This is a genomic window from Streptomyces sp. NPDC051064 (assembly GCF_044455985.1).
Lineage (GTDB): Bacteria > Actinomycetota > Actinomycetes > Streptomycetales > Streptomycetaceae > Streptomyces.
Genome location: NZ_JBITFK010000001.1, coordinates 1,121,319 through 1,136,460, shown reverse-complemented (window position 1 = coordinate 1,136,460; position 15,142 = coordinate 1,121,319). Strand labels below are relative to the sequence as shown.

At 73.3% G+C, this 15,142-nt stretch carries 11 protein-coding genes and 1 pseudogene; 11 read left to right on the top strand and 1 reads right to left on the bottom strand.

The window, feature by feature from the left end; all coding sequences use genetic code 11:
• Positions 1-152 precede the first annotated feature (152 nt).
• The 9 genes from iolC to ACIBCU_RS05215 all read left to right on the top strand — a co-directional run bounded on the left by iolC (position 153) and on the right by ACIBCU_RS05215 (position 10,493).
• A complete protein-coding gene (iolC, locus tag ACIBCU_RS05255) occupies positions 153-1,244 on the top strand; it encodes a 5-dehydro-2-deoxygluconokinase (protein ID WP_399229344.1) in 1,092 nt (363 codons plus the stop codon).
• On the top strand, positions 1,241-2,131 hold the full coding sequence (locus ACIBCU_RS05250) for a deoxyribose-phosphate aldolase (protein WP_399229342.1): 891 nt from the start codon (positions 1,241-1,243) through the stop codon (positions 2,129-2,131). The genes iolC and ACIBCU_RS05250 overlap by 4 nt, the downstream gene beginning before the upstream one ends.
• Before the next feature lie 56 nt (positions 2,132-2,187).
• Positions 2,188-3,072, top strand: a complete 885-nt coding sequence (gene iolB / locus ACIBCU_RS05245) for a 5-deoxy-glucuronate isomerase (RefSeq protein WP_399229339.1) — start codon at positions 2,188-2,190, stop codon at positions 3,070-3,072.
• Complete coding sequence (iolD, locus tag ACIBCU_RS05240) at positions 3,069-4,985, top strand: 3D-(3,5/4)-trihydroxycyclohexane-1,2-dione acylhydrolase (decyclizing) (RefSeq protein WP_399229337.1); 1,917 nt, start codon at positions 3,069-3,071, stop codon at positions 4,983-4,985. Before iolB ends, iolD begins: the two co-directional genes overlap by 4 nt.
• A 13-nt stretch (positions 4,986-4,998) precedes the next feature.
• Positions 4,999-6,498, top strand: coding sequence for a CoA-acylating methylmalonate-semialdehyde dehydrogenase (locus tag ACIBCU_RS05235; protein ID WP_362926635.1), 1,500 nt, complete (start codon positions 4,999-5,001; stop codon positions 6,496-6,498).
• Between the two features lie 41 nt (positions 6,499-6,539).
• Complete coding sequence (locus ACIBCU_RS05230) at positions 6,540-7,622, top strand: phosphotransferase family protein (protein ID WP_399229335.1); 1,083 nt, start codon at positions 6,540-6,542, stop codon at positions 7,620-7,622.
• A 76-nt stretch (positions 7,623-7,698) separates the two neighbouring features.
• Positions 7,699-8,316: a DUF4291 domain-containing protein gene (locus ACIBCU_RS05225; RefSeq protein WP_362926632.1), complete on the top strand. Its 618-nt coding sequence runs from the start codon at positions 7,699-7,701 to the stop codon at positions 8,314-8,316.
• 46 nt (positions 8,317-8,362) lie between these two features.
• Positions 8,363-9,802: a sensor histidine kinase gene (locus tag ACIBCU_RS05220; protein ID WP_399229332.1), complete on the top strand. Its 1,440-nt coding sequence runs from the start codon at positions 8,363-8,365 to the stop codon at positions 9,800-9,802.
• A 7-nt stretch (positions 9,803-9,809) separates the two neighbouring features.
• Complete coding sequence (locus ACIBCU_RS05215; RefSeq protein ID WP_399229736.1) at positions 9,810-10,493, top strand: response regulator; 684 nt, start codon at positions 9,810-9,812, stop codon at positions 10,491-10,493.
• An 81-nt stretch (positions 10,494-10,574) separates the two neighbouring features.
• On the opposite strand, the pseudogene ACIBCU_RS05210 reads toward ACIBCU_RS05215, so the two are convergent.
• Positions 10,575-11,162, bottom strand: a pseudogene (locus ACIBCU_RS05210) (phosphatase PAP2 family protein); the annotation flags it as partial.
• A gap of 390 nt (positions 11,163-11,552) precedes the next feature.
• On the opposite strand from ACIBCU_RS05210, the gene ACIBCU_RS05205 reads away from it, so the two are divergent.
• Both ACIBCU_RS05205 and ACIBCU_RS05200 read left to right on the top strand, forming a co-directional pair.
• A complete protein-coding gene (locus ACIBCU_RS05205) occupies positions 11,553-14,246 on the top strand; it encodes an alpha/beta fold hydrolase (RefSeq protein ID WP_362926626.1) in 2,694 nt (897 codons plus the stop codon).
• Positions 14,243-15,133, top strand: coding sequence for an ABC transporter permease (locus ACIBCU_RS05200; RefSeq protein ID WP_362926624.1), 891 nt, complete (start codon positions 14,243-14,245; stop codon positions 15,131-15,133). The genes ACIBCU_RS05205 and ACIBCU_RS05200 overlap by 4 nt, the downstream gene beginning before the upstream one ends.
• The last annotated feature ends 9 nt before the right edge of the window (positions 15,134-15,142 follow it).

The window sequence follows — 15,142 nt, the reverse complement described above, 5'->3', positions numbered from 1 at the left end:
TCCTCGGGGAGGAGTGTCAAGAGTTCGTCCGAATGTCCGGACAAAGTGTTGACAGGGTTCCGGGCGAGGGCTAGACCTGGGAGCGGCCGTCCGGCCGTGGCCGCCTCCCGGGAGGACGTACCGGGCCGGAGCGACGGGTCGAAGGGATGCGTATGCCTGAGCCGTACGACGTCATCACCATGGGGCGGATCGGGGTGGACATCTACCCGCTGCAGACCGGTGTACCGCTGGCCCAGGTCGAGACCTTCGGGAAGTTCCTCGGCGGCTCCCCGTCCAACGTGGCGGTGGCGGCTGCCCGGCTGGGACGGCGCACGGCTGTGATCACCCGGACCGGCCGGGACGCGTTCGGCGACTATCTCCACCAGGCGCTGAGGGAGTTCGGGGTGGACGACCGGTGGGTGAGCGCCGTGGCGGAGTATCCGACCCCGGTCACCTTCTGCGAGATCTTCCCTCCGGACCACTTCCCGCTCTACTTCTACCGGCAGCCCAAGGCGCCCGACCTGGAGATCCACGGCGGCGAGCTCGACCTGGACGCGGTGCGGGCGGCCCGGGTCTTCTGGATGACCGGCACCGGCCTCTGCGCCGAGCCCAGCCGCACCGCGACCCTCACCGCGCTCCGCGCCCGTGGCGCGACAGCTCCGCCGGGCCACCCGCGTGCCACCGTCTTCGACCTCGACTGGCGTCCCATGTTCTGGGGCGAGGAGGGAGACGGGAGCGACGGAGCCGCTCGCGCCCACTACCGCGAGGCACTCGCCCACGCCACGGTCGCCGTCGGCAACCTCGGCGAGTGCGAGATCGCCACCGGAGAACGCGAACCGCACGCGGCCGCCCGCGCCCTGCTCGACGCCGGGCCCGAACTCGCCGTCGTCAAACAGGGGCCCGAGGGCGTCCTCGCGCTCCACCGCGACGGCACCACCGCCGAGATCCCGCCGCTGCCCGTCGACGTCGTCAACGGTCTCGGCGCAGGGGACGCCTTCGGCGGGGCCCTCTGCCACGGCCTCCTCGCCGGCTGGGACACGGCGCACATCATGCGCTACGCCAACGCGGCCGGAGCCATCGTCGCCTCCCGCCTGGCCTGTTCGTCAGCGATGCCGTTCCCGCACGAGGTCGAACAGGCCCTCGCCGAGGGCACGGCCGGCGCACCCACGGCGGCGAGGAGAGCCTCGGGAGTCGCGGGGGCCTCGGGAGTTACCGGAGCCACGGGGGCCTCGGGAGCTGCTGGAGCCGCGGGAGCCACCCCATGACCCCGCCCGCCGCGGCCGGCGTCGCCGATCTCGTCCGGCTCCGCGCCCACCGCCCCGAAGCCGTCGCCGAGGCCGCCGCCGCCCGCCGCAGACGCCCCCTCCTCGGCCCCACCGGACGCCTGATGATCATCGCGGCGGATCACCCGGCCCGCGGCGCCCTCGCCGTCGGCGACGACGACCTGGCCATGGCCGACCGCTTCGACCTCCTCGAACGCCTCTGCCTCGCCCTCGCCCGCCCCGGCGTCGACGGAGTACTCGCGGGCGCGGACGTCCTGGAGGACCTGCTCCTCCTCGGCGCCCTGGAGGGCAAGGTCGTCCTCGGCTCCATGAACCGCGGCGGGCTCGCGGGAGCGGCCTTCGAGCTCGACGACCGCTTCACAGGCCACCGCCCCGCCGACCTCTCCCGCCACGGCTACGACGCGGGCAAACTCCTGCTGAGGATCGACCACGACGACCCCGGCTCCCTGGACACGCTGCACACCGCCGCCCGCGCCGTGGACGAGATGGCCGCCCTCCGGCTGCCGGTCTTCATCGAGCCGTTCCTCTGCCACCGCACCCCTGCCGGGCTCCGCACCGACCTGGGCGCCACCGCCGTCACCACCTCCATCGCCATTGCCTCGGGCCTGGGCGGGACATCCGCGTACACCTGGCTCAAGGTCCCCGTCACCGACGACCCCGACGACATGGAGCGGGTGATGCGGGCCTCGACCCTCCCCGCCGTGCTGCTCGGCGGCGAGGTCACGGGGGACCCGGACACGGCGTACGAGAAATGGCGCGGCGCGCTGCGGCTGCCGACCGTCCAGGGGCTGGTGGTCGGGCGCTCGCTGCTCTACCCCGCCGACGGGGACGTGGCGGGGGCGGTCGACACGGCCGTGGGGCTGCTGTGAACGCACCCGGCCACGGGTGCCCGTGAACGGGCGGGACGACGGGTAGGGATGAAGCCATGACGACGACCGACGAGCAGCAGAGGTACCACCTCAGGGCCGGCCGAGCCGCACGCGGCCCCTACGCCCTCGACGTCGACCCGGAGCGCGCCGGGTGGGAACGGTCGAGTCTGCGCGTCCTGGAGCTCGAACCAGGAGGTGTTCATACCCTGGTAACCGGGGAGAGCGAATGGATCATCCTGCCGTTGTCCGGTGGCTGTACGGTGCAGGCGGCAGGTGAGATCTTTGAACTGCTGGGCAGGAAAGACGTGTTCAGCGCGGCGACCGATTTCGCCTATGTCCCACGCGACGCCCGCGCCCAGATCGCCTCCGGCGCAGGAGGCCGCTTCGCCCTGGCAGGAGCGAAGTGCGAGCGACGACTCCCCGCTCGCTACGGCCCCGCGCCGGAGGTACCGGTCGAGCTCCGCGGCGCCGGCGCCTGCTCGCGCCAGGTGAACAACTTCGCCGCCGCCGACACCTTCGACTGCGACCGGCTCATCGCCGTCGAGGTCCTCACCCCCGGCGGGAACTGGTCCTCGTACCCCCCGCACAAGCACGACGAGCACCGCCCCGGCAGCGAGTCGGTGCTCGAGGAGATCTACTACTTCGAGGTCGAGGGCGGCGGCCTCGGCTACCACCGGGTGTCGCCGTCCCGCCCCGGAGGCACGGACGTCCTCGCCGAGGTCGCCACGGGTGACGCCGTCCTCATCCCCGACGGCTGGCACGGCCCGTCCATCGCCCCGCCCGGCCGCACCCTGTACTACCTGAACGTGATGGCCGGCCCGGGTGAGCAGCGTGAGTGGCTGATCCGCGACCACCCGGACCACCGCTGGATCCGCGACACCTGGCCCGCACAGCCCGTCGACCCAAGGCTGCCGCTCCACGGCACGGGAGGTGCCCGGTGACCACACCACGCAGCACGCCCCGAGCCGCTCCGAAGCCCACCCGCAGGCTCACCACCGCCCAGGCCCTCGTCGCCTTCCTCGCCCGCCAGTACACCGAGCGCGACGGCCGGCGCCACCGCCTGATCAACGCCACCTGGGGCATCTTCGGCCACGGCAACGTCGCGGGCGTCGGACAGGCACTCGTCGAGGCCGGCCCGGCGATGCCGTATCTCCAGGGCCGCAGCGAACAGGCCATGGTGCACGCCGCCGTCGGATACGCCCGCCAGTCGGGCCGGCTCTCCGCCCACGCCGTCACCACCTCCATCGGCCCCGGCGCCACCAACCTCGTCACCGGTGCCGCGCTCGCCACCGTCAACCACCTGCCCGTGCTGCTCCTGCCCGGCGACACCTTCGCGACCCGACCCGCCGACCCCGTGCTCCAGCAGCTCGAAGTGCCCCACACCGGCGACGTGTCGGTCAACGACTGCCTGCGCCCCGTCTCCCGCTACTTCGACCGGATCAGCCGACCCGAGGCCCTGATCCCGGCCGCCCTCCAGGCGATGCGTACCCTCGCCGACCCGGCGGACACCGGCGCCGTCACCCTCGCGCTGCCGCAGGACGTCCAGGCCGAGGCGTACGACTGGCCGGCGGAGTTCTTCGCGACGCGCGTCTGGAACGTACGCAGGCCCGCCCCCGACCCGTACGAACTCGCACAGGCCGTCCGGGCGGTGCGCGCCGCACGGCGCCCCCTGATCGTCGCGGGCGGCGGCGTCCACCACAGCGCCGCCGAGGAGACCCTCGCCGCGTTCGCCGCCGCCACCCGCATCCCCGTCGCCTCCACCCAGGCCGGCAAGGGATCCCTGCGCCACGACCACCCCGCAGATGTGGGCGGCATCGGCCACACCGGCACCGCCACGGCGGACGCGCTGGCCCGCGAGGCCGACCTGGTGATCGGGATCGGCACCCGCTACACCGACTTCACGACCGCGTCCGGCACCCTCTTCGCCGACCCGGCCGTCCGCTTCCTCAACCTCAACGTCACCGGCTTCGACGCCCACAAGCTCGCCGCCCTCCCTCTCGTCGGTGACGCCCGCACCGCGATCGAAGCCCTCGGCGAGGCCCTCGGCGCACGCGGACACCGCGTCGACCCCGCCTACGAGAGCGAGTACACCGACGCCAAGGACCGCTGGGAGCAGCGCGTCGACGCGGCCTTCGCCACCGGTGACCCGGGCGCCCGCCCCACCCAGGCCCAGGTCCTCGGGCTGCTGGACGAGCTGGTCACCGAGGACGACATCCTGATCAACGCGGCGGGCTCCCTCCCCGGCGACCTCCACAAGCTGTGGCGGGCCCGTTCCCCGCACCAATACCACGTCGAATACGGCTACTCCTGCATGGGATACGAGATCCCCGCCGCCCTCGGCGTCCAGCTCGCGGCGCCCGGCCGGCCCGTCTGGGCGCTCGTCGGCGACGGCACGTATCTGATGAACCCCACCGAGATCGTCACCGCCGTGCAGGAGGGCCTGCCGGTCAAGCTCGTCATCCTGCAGAACCACGGATACGCGTCCATCGGCGGCCTCTCCGAGTCCGTGGGCGCAGAACGCTTCGGCACCGCCTACCGGCACCGCACCGAGGACGGGGCGTTCACCGGCACCCCGCTGCCCGTCGACCTCGCCGCCAACGCGGCCTCGCTGGGCATGCACGTGCTGCGCGCCGGATCGGTGGGGGAGCTGCGCCGGGCCCTCGCCGAGGCGCGCGGCGCGGACCGTCCCACTTGTGTCTACGTCGAGACCGAAACGGCAGACACAGTGTCGGGGCCTCCCCCGGCACAGGCGTGGTGGGATGTTCCCGTAGCCGAAACCGCGACCCGCCCGTCGGCGGTCGAGGCCAGGAAAGAGTACGACCGGCAGATCGCAGCCCGACGCCGCCACCTGTGAAGGAGACCCCGTCATGAAGACCGTCAACCACTGGATCGGTGGCAAGACCGTCGAGGGCACGTCGGGCAATTACGGTCCGGTCACCGACCCGGCGACCGGCGCCGTCACGACCCAGGTGGCGCTCGCCTCCACCGAGGAGGTCGACGCCGCGGTGTCCGCGGCGAGGACCGCGTACGAGACATGGGGCACCTCCTCGCTCTCGGCCCGTACCGCCGTCCTCTTCCGCTACCGCGCCCTGCTGGACTCCCACCGCGACGAGATCGCCGCGCTGATCACCGCCGAGCACGGCAAGGTGCACTCCGACGCGCTGGGTGAGGTCGCCCGGGGCCTGGAGATCGTCGAGCTGGCCTGCGGCATCACCACCCAGCTCAAGGGCGAGCTGTCGACCCAGGTCTCCAGCCGGGTCGACGTCTCCTCGATCCGGCAGCCGCTCGGTGTCGTCGCGGGCATCACCCCGTTCAACTTCCCGGCCATGGTGCCGATGTGGATGTTCCCGCTGGCGATCGCGTGCGGGAACACCTTCGTCCTCAAGCCCAGCGAGAAGGACCCGTCGGCCGCCAACCTGCTGGCGGAGCTCGCCGCGGAGGCGGGCCTGCCCGACGGCGTGCTGAACGTCCTGCACGGTGACAAGGTCGCCGTGGACGGGCTCCTCGCCCACCCCGACGTCGCCGCCGTCTCCTTCGTCGGCTCCACCCCCATCGCCCGGTACATCCACGCCACCGCCTCCGCCAACGGCAAGCGCGTCCAGGCCCTCGGCGGCGCGAAGAACCACATGCTGGTCCTTCCGGACGCCGACCTGGACGCCGCGGCCGACGCCGCCGTCTCGGCGGCGTACGGCTCGGCGGGCGAGCGCTGCATGGCCATCTCCGCGGTCGTCGCCGTGAACTCCGTCGCGGACGAGCTGGTCGCGAAGATCCGCGAGCGCGCCGAGAAGATCACCATCGGCCCCGGCACGGACCCCGCCTCCGAGATGGGCCCGCTGATCACCGCCGCCCACCGCGACAAGGTCGCCTCCTACGTCACCGGCGCCGCCGCGCAGGGCGCCGACGTGGTCCTCGACGGCACCGGCCACACGGTCGAGGGCTTCGAGGACGGCCACTGGATCGGCCTGTCCCTCCTGGACAACGTCTCCACGGACTCCGACGCCTACCGCGACGAGATCTTCGGCCCCGTCCTGTGCGTCCTGCGCGTCGAGACGTACGAGGACGGCGTCGCCCTCATGAACGCCTCGCCCTTCGGCAACGGCACCGCGATCTTCACCCGCGACGGCGGGGCGGCCCGCCGCTTCCAGCTGGAGATCGAGGCCGGCATGGTCGGCGTCAACGTCCCGATCCCGGTGCCCGTCGGCTACCACTCCTTCGGCGGCTGGAAGGACTCCCTCTTCGGCGACCACCACATCTACGGCAACGACGGCGTGCACTTCTACACCCGGGGCAAGGTCGTCACCACCAGGTGGCCCGACCCGGCCGACGCCCCGGCGGGCGTCGACCTCGGCTTCCCCCGCAATCACTGACACGGCGGACGCGGGCGCTCGCCGACTGGAAGACTGACCGCATGGTGACGGCGTCGCAGCTTCCGTTCGGCGAGACCCTGAGGAACCGTCTGGGCCCGCCCGCGCACCCGTCCGCCCTGGAGAGCAGCCCGCGTTCACGGGTCTGGCGCATCGAGCTGTCCGGACGCCCGGCGGTGCTGAAGCAGCTGGTGGCGGGCCCCGAAGCCGACGAGCGGTACGCCCGCGAGGTGGCCGCCCTGCGCATCGGCGGCCGTGCGTCAGGCACCCCGGTCGTGCCCGCGCTCCTGGGCACGGATCCGGCCGAGCGGGTCCTCGTCCTCGAACACGTCGCCGACCGCCGTCCCGCCGCCGACTGGATCGTCCCCTACGCGACCGCCCTCGCCAGGCTGCACGCCACCGCCGGCATCGGCGACGCGGACACTCTGCCCCGCTGGCAGGGCCCGACCCGCGCCGACGTCACGTCGTTCCTCACCCTGGCCGAGACCCTCGGGGCCGTCGGGCCGCCAGGAGTACGGGACGAACTCCACGCCCTCGTGGAGCGCCTCGGCCGGGCGGAGGGGACCGCGCTCCTCCACGGCGACCCGTGCCCCGGCAACGACCTGCACACCCCGGACGGGGTCAGGTTCATCGACTTCGAGCAGGCGTCCCTGGGCAGCGGCCTGATGGAACTCGCCTACCTACGCATCGGATTCCCGACCTGCTGGTGCGTCACGAGGGCGTCCGGCCCCCTGCTGGAGGGGGCGGAGGCCGCCTACCGCACGGCCTGGCACGCCGAGACCGGCACCGCGCTGCCGGAAGCAGGCCTCGCCGACGCCTGCGCGGGGTGGCTGATCCGGGGCGACGCCCTGGTCCAGCGGGCGCACCGAGGCACCACCGACCACCTGGCCCGCGTCCCGGACGAGGACTGGACCTGGGGCACGGCGACCGCCCGCCAACGCCTCGCCCACCGGCTCGGGGTGGTCGCCGACATGACCACGGACCACGGCGACCTGCGGCATCTCGGGTCTCTCGCGGGAGACCTGCGCCGCGCCGTCCTCGACCGCTGGCCGACGGTGCGGGCGGTGCCCGTAGGAGTCACCGGAAGCTCAGACGGTGCGGGTGGGCCGGATCGGCCGGGCAGGTAACTCATGTTCGAGGCGGGCCGTACCGCACAGCGAAAACCAGGTGCTGTGGCGCGCCGGGGCCCGCATCCTGGGACGTATGAACGACCGGACACACCCGCCCCGTTACGAGATCCGCGCGCAGCACACCGACTCCACCGTCACCGTGTACCAGGCCTACCGGCCGGCCATCGGACTGCCCGCCGCCCGCGACGGGCGCTTCCCGCCGGCCTGGAAGCGCGACCGCATGACCTGGATCAAGCCGAGCTTCCTCTGGATGATGTACCGCTGCGGCTGGGGCACGAAGGAGGGCCAGGAGACCGTGCTCGCCGTCGAGATCACCCGCGACGGCTTCGCCTGGGCGCTGGAGAACGCCGAACTCTCGCACTACGTAAGGGATGTGCACGAGGACCAGGGCGCGTGGAAGCGGGCGCTGCGGTCCGCTCCCGCGCGGGTCCAGTGGGACCCCGAGCGCGATCTGGCCCTGAACCCGCTCCCGTACCGCTCGCTGCAACTCGGGCTCTCGGGGGAGGCCGCCCGGCGGTACGCCGACGAGTGGACCGTCTCCGTACGCGATGTCACACCCCTGGCCCGCGAGGTGCACGCGGCGGTCCGGGCGGGGGAGCGGGAGCGGGCCGCCGCCCTGCTGCCCGTGGAGACGCCGCTCGATCTCAGGGCGCCCCGTCCGGTGGCTCCGGCTTCCCCGCCACGACCATGACTTTCGGCAGTGCCGGACAGGCCCCGGATTCCGTACCGTCGGGCCGGTGAACCTGAACCTGACTCCGCGCGGGAACGTGAGCGGGGAACGTGCGGCTGCTGTCCTGGTGCCTGCGACGGTGGCCGTGTTCGGGGGGCTGAGCCTGGTGAGTCCCTGGTGGGCCGCGCCGACCGTGGTCGCCGCGTTCGTGGCGGGGCGCGGCCCCGGGCGTACCGGAGCGGTGCTCTGCTCGCTGGCCGCCGTGCTCGCCGCCGGGGTGGTGGCCGCCTCGCTGGTGCCGCCCCTGCTCGCGCTCGGTACCCGGTTCGTCGGGGTGATGGTTCTGGGCGTCCTGCTGCCCTGGTTCGCGGGGCGGTTCTGGCGGCAGTACCAGGAGCTGGCCCGGGCCGGCTGGGAGCGGGCCGAACGGCTCGAGCGGGAGCGGCAGCTTGTCGCCGGACAGGCACGGCTGGCGGAGCGGGCCCGCATCGCGCAGGACATGCACGACGTGCTCGGCCACGACCTCAGCCTGATCGCCCTGTCGGCAGGCGCTCTCCAGCTCGCACCCGGGCTCGACGACCAGCAGCGGCGGGCCGCCAAGGACATCAGGGCACGGGCGGCCACGGCGGTCGAGCGCCTGGGCGGAGTGATCGGCGTCCTGAGCGAGGACACGGACGGGACCCCGCTGCGGCCGCACGGGCGGGAGCTGACCGAACTGGTCGGCGATGCGGCCGAGTCCGGGCTGAGGGTCGAACTGCGGGTGGAGGGGGAGGCGGACGGGCTTCCTCCCGTCGTCGCACGGGCCGTGCACCGGGTCGTGCAGGAAGCGCTGACCAATGTGGCCAGGCACGCGCCCCGCGCTGCGGCGACCGTCCAGGTCAGGCACACGGAGACCGAGACCGAGGTGGTCGTCGTCAACGGTGCCGCGAAGACCCCGGCCGGGCGGCCGCCCGGCTCGGGGGGCCGCGGGCTCATCGGGCTCGACGAGCGGGTCAGGCTCGCCGGCGGCACCTTCGAACACGGGCCCCGGGGCGACGGCTTCGCCGTGTCCGCCCGGTTGCCGCACCGCCCTCCGGCCCGTGTGCAGGACCGTCCCGCTCCGGACCGGGCCGGCCGGTCCGCGGACGGGGCGCCGGCGGAGTTCCGCAGGGCACGGCGGCGTGCGGGCCGCACCCTGGCCACCGCGCTCCTGGTCCCGCTGGGCGCGGGCGCGGTGCTGGGCGCGGCGGTGATGGGGTGGGACATGGTGGCGGCGGCACGGTCGACCCTCGATCCGGGGGACTACGCCCGGCTCCGGGTGGGGCAGGATCGTGCGGAGGTGCGGCGGGTGCTGCCGGACCGCCAGTCGGTCCACCGGCCCTCCGGTGGCCAGCGGCCCGAGGGACGAGGAGTGACGTGCGAGTACTACGCGATGACGGCCGACCGCTTCGACAGCCGCTCCGGGGACGCCTACCGGCTCTGTTTCCGCGACGACACGCTGGTCTCGCTCGATGCCCTGGCCGGGTGAGCGCGCGATGACCAGGGTGCTGATCGCCGACGACGAGCCGATGATCCGGGCCGGTGTCCGGGCCGTGCTGTCCACCGACCCGGACATCGAGATCGTCGCCGAGGCGGGCGACGGACACGAGGCGGTGGAGCTCGTGCGGCTGCACCGTCCCGACGTGGCCGTGCTCGACGTACGGATGCCGAGGACCGACGGCATCGACGCCGCGGCGGAGATCAGCCGGACCGTTCCCGCCACGGGCGTCATCATGCTCACGACGTTCGGTGAGGACGACTACATCCTCCGGGCGCTCGGCTGCGGGGCCGCCGGCTTCCTGATCAAGTCGGGCGAGCCCGAGGAACTCCTGGCAGGCGTGAGGGCGGTGGCCGACGGCGCCGCCTATCTGTCACCGAAGGTCGCCGCGCGCGTGGTCGCGCACCTCGCCTCCGGCGGAGCCGGTGCCCGGGCCGGGCGCAGGGTCGCCGCCCGGGAGAAGGTCGCCGGGCTGACCCCCAGGGAACGCGAGGTGCTGTCTTTCCTCGGCAGCGGACTGTCCAACGGGCAGATCGCCCGGCGGCTCCATGTGGTGGAGGGGACCGTCAAGGCACATGTGAGCTCCGTCCTGTCCCGCCTCGGGGTGGAGAACCGGGCCGCCGCCGCCGTCGTGGCCCATGAGGCGGGTGTCGTGCCCGCGCACCCGACGGAGAACGACTGACGCGGCGCGCTCCACCGGCTGTTGCGCGAGGAGCAGGAGCGCGGCCACCACGGCCGCGCCCAGCAGCGAGCCGGCCAGTACGTCGTGCGGGTAGTGGACTCCTGTCAGGACACGCAGCAGCGCCGCCGCCACCGCCAACGGCACGGTCACGGCGGCCAGACGGGGCCGCCGGAGTGCGAGCCCCGTCGCCAGTGCGGCGGCCAGCGTGGCGTGATTGCTGGGGAACGACCAGTCGCCGGCCTCCGGACACGCGGCCACCGCCTCGGCCCCGGGCACGGCCCGGCAGGGGCGTTCCTCGTCGACCACCAGTTTCAGCGCCTCGCTGACGGCGTACGCCACGACGGTCCCGGCGCCGGTCAGGACGGTTCCGGCAGCCAGGCGCGAGTCCCTGCGGCGTACGGCCGTCCAGCCGAGCAGGAGCAGCAGGAGGCCCAGGGCGACCAGGGTGAGCTCGGTGACCGGCTCCAGGAGATGAGCGAGCCGGTCGGGCGCGTCCGCGACCGCCGCCGTCAACGACCGGTACACGGACACGGAGACACCCTGGGTCACCTCGGTCGGCTCGGCCCGGCCGAAACCGCCCGGTGACAGGAGCGCGACGGCACCGCCGGCCGGCGCCAGAAGGGCCGCCGCGCCGAGCAGGCGGGCGGCCGGGGAATGTGGGTTCGTCATGACGCCGAACGTACGAGCGGCAGGGGGCCGGGCACCCGGGCCGAACGGCAGGGGCCGTATGCGACGTTCGTCAGGGGTGGGCGCCCGTGCTCAGGGCCGGCCGAGAGCGTCCGTCCCGTCGAACTCCCAGGTCAGCATGGCGAACCCCGTCCCCCTCCGCCGCCAGGAAGCGGGCAGCCCACTCGGGGCGGGGCTCGGCGGCGTGGAGATGCGCGGCGGCGAGGAGCTCGGCGGTGGTGGTGGCTGGGCGGATGTTCACTTATGGGGCTTTCGTGCGTGTGGTGTACCGCATGCGGAGTACGGGCGGGGTGTGCCGTACCTCTCAGGGAGGCCGGGGAGCTCCCCCTGGGGGCATCCTGGCGCACCGCACGCTCCGTTTAGGGTCGAGTCATGGAGAAACCGACTTCCCGGTGGCGGCACCGGCTGCCCCGTACCCCAGGCCGGTGGGCCGCGGTGGTCGCCGCCCTCGCCGTGCTCGTGGGGGCCGGTACCTGGACCGCCGTCGCCGACGACAGCCCCCCGACCGTGCACCGGCAGGACCGGATGATGAAGATGAACGGGGTGTCGGTCGACACGTCGTACTTCACGTCCGGGGGCACGCGGCCCCGGCCCGCCGTCCTCATCGGGCACGGCTTCGGCGGCAGCAAGAACGATGTGCGCGCCCAGGCCGAGAAGCTGGCCGCCGACGGGTACGCCGTCATGACGTGGTCCGCCCGCGGATTCGGGAGGACGAGCGGGGAGATCACGCTCAACGCCCCCGACGGCGAGGTCAAGGACGTGTCCGGTCTCATCGACTGGCTGGCCGGCCGGCCCGAGGTGCAGCTCGACGCGAAGGGGGACCCACGCGTCGGTGTCACCGGCGCTTCGTACGGTGGTGCCGTGTCGCTGCTGGCCGCCGGGTACGACGACCGGGTCGACGCCATCGCACCGGTGATCAGCTACTGGAACCTCGCCGACGCGCTCTTCCCGGACGGGGTCTTCAAGAAACTCTGGGCCGGGATCTTCGTCAGCTCCGGCGGCGGCTGCCAGAAGTTCCAGAAGCAGCTGTGCGAGATGTACGAGCGGGTCGCCGTCAGCGGCAAACCGGACGCCGCCGCGCGCGAACTCCTGACGGAACGTTCCCCCGAGGCCGTGGCCGACCGGATCGACGTGCCCGCGCTCATCCTCCAGGGCCAGAGCGACTCGCTGTTCCCGCTCGGCCAGGCCGATGCCATGGCCGGGGCCATCAAGGCCAACGGCGCACCCGTCTCCGTCGACTGGATCGCGGGCGGACACGACGGAGGGGACGACGAGGGCGACCGCGTCGAGGGCCGGGTCGGCGACTGGTTCGACCGGTACCTGAAGAAGGACGAGGGCGCCGACACCGGCCCCGGGTTCCGCGTGACCCGGACCGGCGGCGTCGACTCCACCGACGGTGCCGCCCTGAAGCGCGGCGCGAGCAGCGACACGTACCCCGGCCTGAACAGCGGCGGGCGGAAGATCACCCTGGCGGGAGCGCGTGGTGGAGGCAAGGAGCAGCAGCCCGCTGCCGGCGGCCTCACGCAGACCTTCCGCAACCCCGCCGGCGCCAACCCGCCCTCCATCTCCGCCGTCCCCGGCGTCGGAGGCGGGCTCTCCCAGCTGTCCTCGCTCGGCGTCGGGTTCTCCCTCGACTTCCCCGGGCAGTACGCCCGCTTCGACTCCGCCCCGCTGGGCAGCGCCGTACACGTCACCGGATCGCCGACCGTCCGCGTGAACGTGAAGGCGGACCACGGCGACGCCGTGCTGTTCGGCAAGGTCTACGACGTCTCGCCGGACGGGAAACAGCAGGTCCTGCCCTCCCAGCTCGTCTCCCCCTACCGGATCACCCCCGAGGAGCAGGGCAAGCCGGTCGAGCTGACCCTGCCCGCCGTCGACCACGAGGTCGAGGCCGGGCACAGCCTCCGCCTCGTCCTCTCCGCGACCGACCTCGCCTACGCCTCTCCCGCCGAGCCCGCGACGTACACCGTCTCCCTCGACGGGCCCCTGACCGTCCCCACGGCACCCGCCGTGAAGACCGCCGCGGCCACGCTGCCCTGGTGGACCTGGGGGCTCCCGGCGGCCGGGCTCGTCATCGCCGCCGCCGTCCTGCTCACCGCACGCCGGCGTACCGCGGCCCCCGCCCCCGACCCGGCGCTGACCGGAGTCCCGCTGCAGATCACCGGGCTCTCCAAGAAGTACGCCAGGTCCACCGACCGGTACGCCGTGCGTGACCTCGGCTTCCGCGTCGAGAAGGGGCAGGTGCTCGGCCTCCTCGGACCGAACGGCGCGGGCAAGACCACCACCCTGCGCATGCTGATGGGGCTCATCACTCCCGACGCCGGTGAGATCCGCGTCTTCGGGCACGCGATCCGTCCCGGGGCGCCCGTGCTGTCCCGCGTCGGCTCCTTCGTGGAAGGCGCCGGCTTCCTCCCGCATCTGTCCGGCCGCTCCAACCTGGAGCTGTACTGGCAGGCCACCGGGCGGCCCGCCGAGGACGCCCACATCGACGAGGCCCTGGAGATCGCCGGGCTCGGCGACGCCCTGGCCCGCGCCGTGCGGACGTACTCCCAGGGCATGCGGCAGCGGCTCGCGATCGCCCAGGCCATGCTCGGCATGCCGGACCTCCTCATCCTCGACGAACCGACCAACGGTCTCGACCCGCCCCAGATCCGCGAGATGCGGGACGTGATGATCCGGTACGCGGCCGGGGGCCGGACCGTGATCGTCTCCAGCCACCTCCTCTCCGAGGTGGAACAGTCCTGCACCCACCTGGTGGTCATGGACCGGGGTCAGCTCGTCCAGGCCGGTCCGGTCGCCGAGATCACCGGCTCCGGCGACATGCTGCTCGTCACCACGGGCGCCGAGGTGGCCGAACCGCTCGTGGACAAGGTGGCCGCCCTGCCGGGCATCGGCTCCGCCGTCCGCCTCGACGACGGCCACGGCCTGCTGGTCCGCCTCGACGGTGCCACGGCCGCGCAGCTGGTCGCCGAACTGGTCCGTCTCGACGTGCCGGTGACGGGTGTCGGGCCGCACCGCCGCCTGGAGGACGCGTTCCTCACCCTCATCTCCCAAGGATCCGCATGAGCTCCGCAACTGAGATCCAGGCACTCGCCGAAGCCCCCGGCTACCACGCCCGCCGCACCCTGCCGTTGCGCGTGGAGGCGATGAGGCAGTTGCGCAGGCGGCGCACCCTGCTCATGTTCGGGGTGCTGGCAGCACTGCCGTTCGTCCTGATCATCGCCTTCGCGGTCGGCGGCACCCCCGGCGGCGGCGAGGGCGGCGGCGGAGGTGGCGGTTCGCGGATCAACCTCATGGACGTGGCGACGGAGTCCGCCGCGAACTTCGCGGCGACCTGCCTCTTCGTCTCCGCCGGCTTCCTGCTCGTGGTGCCGGTCGCACTGTTCTGCGGTGACACGGTCGCCTCCGAGGCCAGCTGGTCCTCGCTGCGCTACCTGCTCGCGGCCCCCGTTCCCCGGGCCAGGCTGCTGTGGAGCAAGCTCGTCGTGGCGCTCGGCTTCAGCCTCGCCGCGATGGTGCTGCTGCCGCTCGTCGCCCTCGGCGCGGGAGCAGCGGCGTACGGCTGGGGGCCGCTGAAGCTGCCCACCGGGGGCGCGCTCGCCACATCGGACACCGTGCCGCGCCTCGCGCTCGTCGTCGCCTTCATCTTCGTCTCCCAGCTCGTCACCGCCGGGCTGGCGTTCTGGCTGTCGACGAGGACGGACGCACCGCTCGGCGCGGTGGGCGGCGCCGTCGGGCTGACCATCGTCGGCAATGTCCTGGACGCCGTCACCGCGCTCGGTACCTGGCGTGAGTTCCTGCCCGCCCACTGGCAGTTCGCCTGGGCCGACGCGCTCCAGCCCGATCTCGCATGGGGCGGGATGGTCAAGGGCGCGGCCGTATCGGTCACCTATGCCCTGATCCTGTTCGCCTTCGCCTTCCGCGGGTTCAGCCGTAAGGACATCGTGTCCTGACCTTGATGT

Excerpts from the sequence above, each read along its gene's own strand:
- ACIBCU_RS05225 (WP_362926632.1), top strand. The coding sequence starts at position 7,699 with ATGAACGACCGGACACACCCGCCCCGTTACGAGATCCGCGCGCAGCAC.
- ACIBCU_RS05215 (WP_399229736.1), top strand. The coding sequence starts at position 9,810 with ATGACCAGGGTGCTGATCGCCGACGACGAGCCGATGATCCGGGCCGGT.
- ACIBCU_RS05200 (WP_362926624.1), top strand. The coding sequence starts at position 14,243 with ATGAGCTCCGCAACTGAGATCCAGGCACTCGCCGAAGCCCCCGGCTAC.
- iolB (WP_399229339.1), top strand. The coding sequence starts at position 2,188 with ATGACGACGACCGACGAGCAGCAGAGGTACCACCTCAGGGCCGGCCGA.
- ACIBCU_RS05250 (WP_399229342.1), top strand. The coding sequence starts at position 1,241 with ATGACCCCGCCCGCCGCGGCCGGCGTCGCCGATCTCGTCCGGCTCCGC.
- iolC (WP_399229344.1), top strand. The coding sequence starts at position 153 with ATGCCTGAGCCGTACGACGTCATCACCATGGGGCGGATCGGGGTGGAC.
- ACIBCU_RS05230 (WP_399229335.1), top strand. The coding sequence starts at position 6,540 with ATGGTGACGGCGTCGCAGCTTCCGTTCGGCGAGACCCTGAGGAACCGT.
- ACIBCU_RS05235 (WP_362926635.1), top strand. The coding sequence starts at position 4,999 with ATGAAGACCGTCAACCACTGGATCGGTGGCAAGACCGTCGAGGGCACG.
- ACIBCU_RS05205 (WP_362926626.1), top strand. The coding sequence starts at position 11,553 with ATGGAGAAACCGACTTCCCGGTGGCGGCACCGGCTGCCCCGTACCCCA.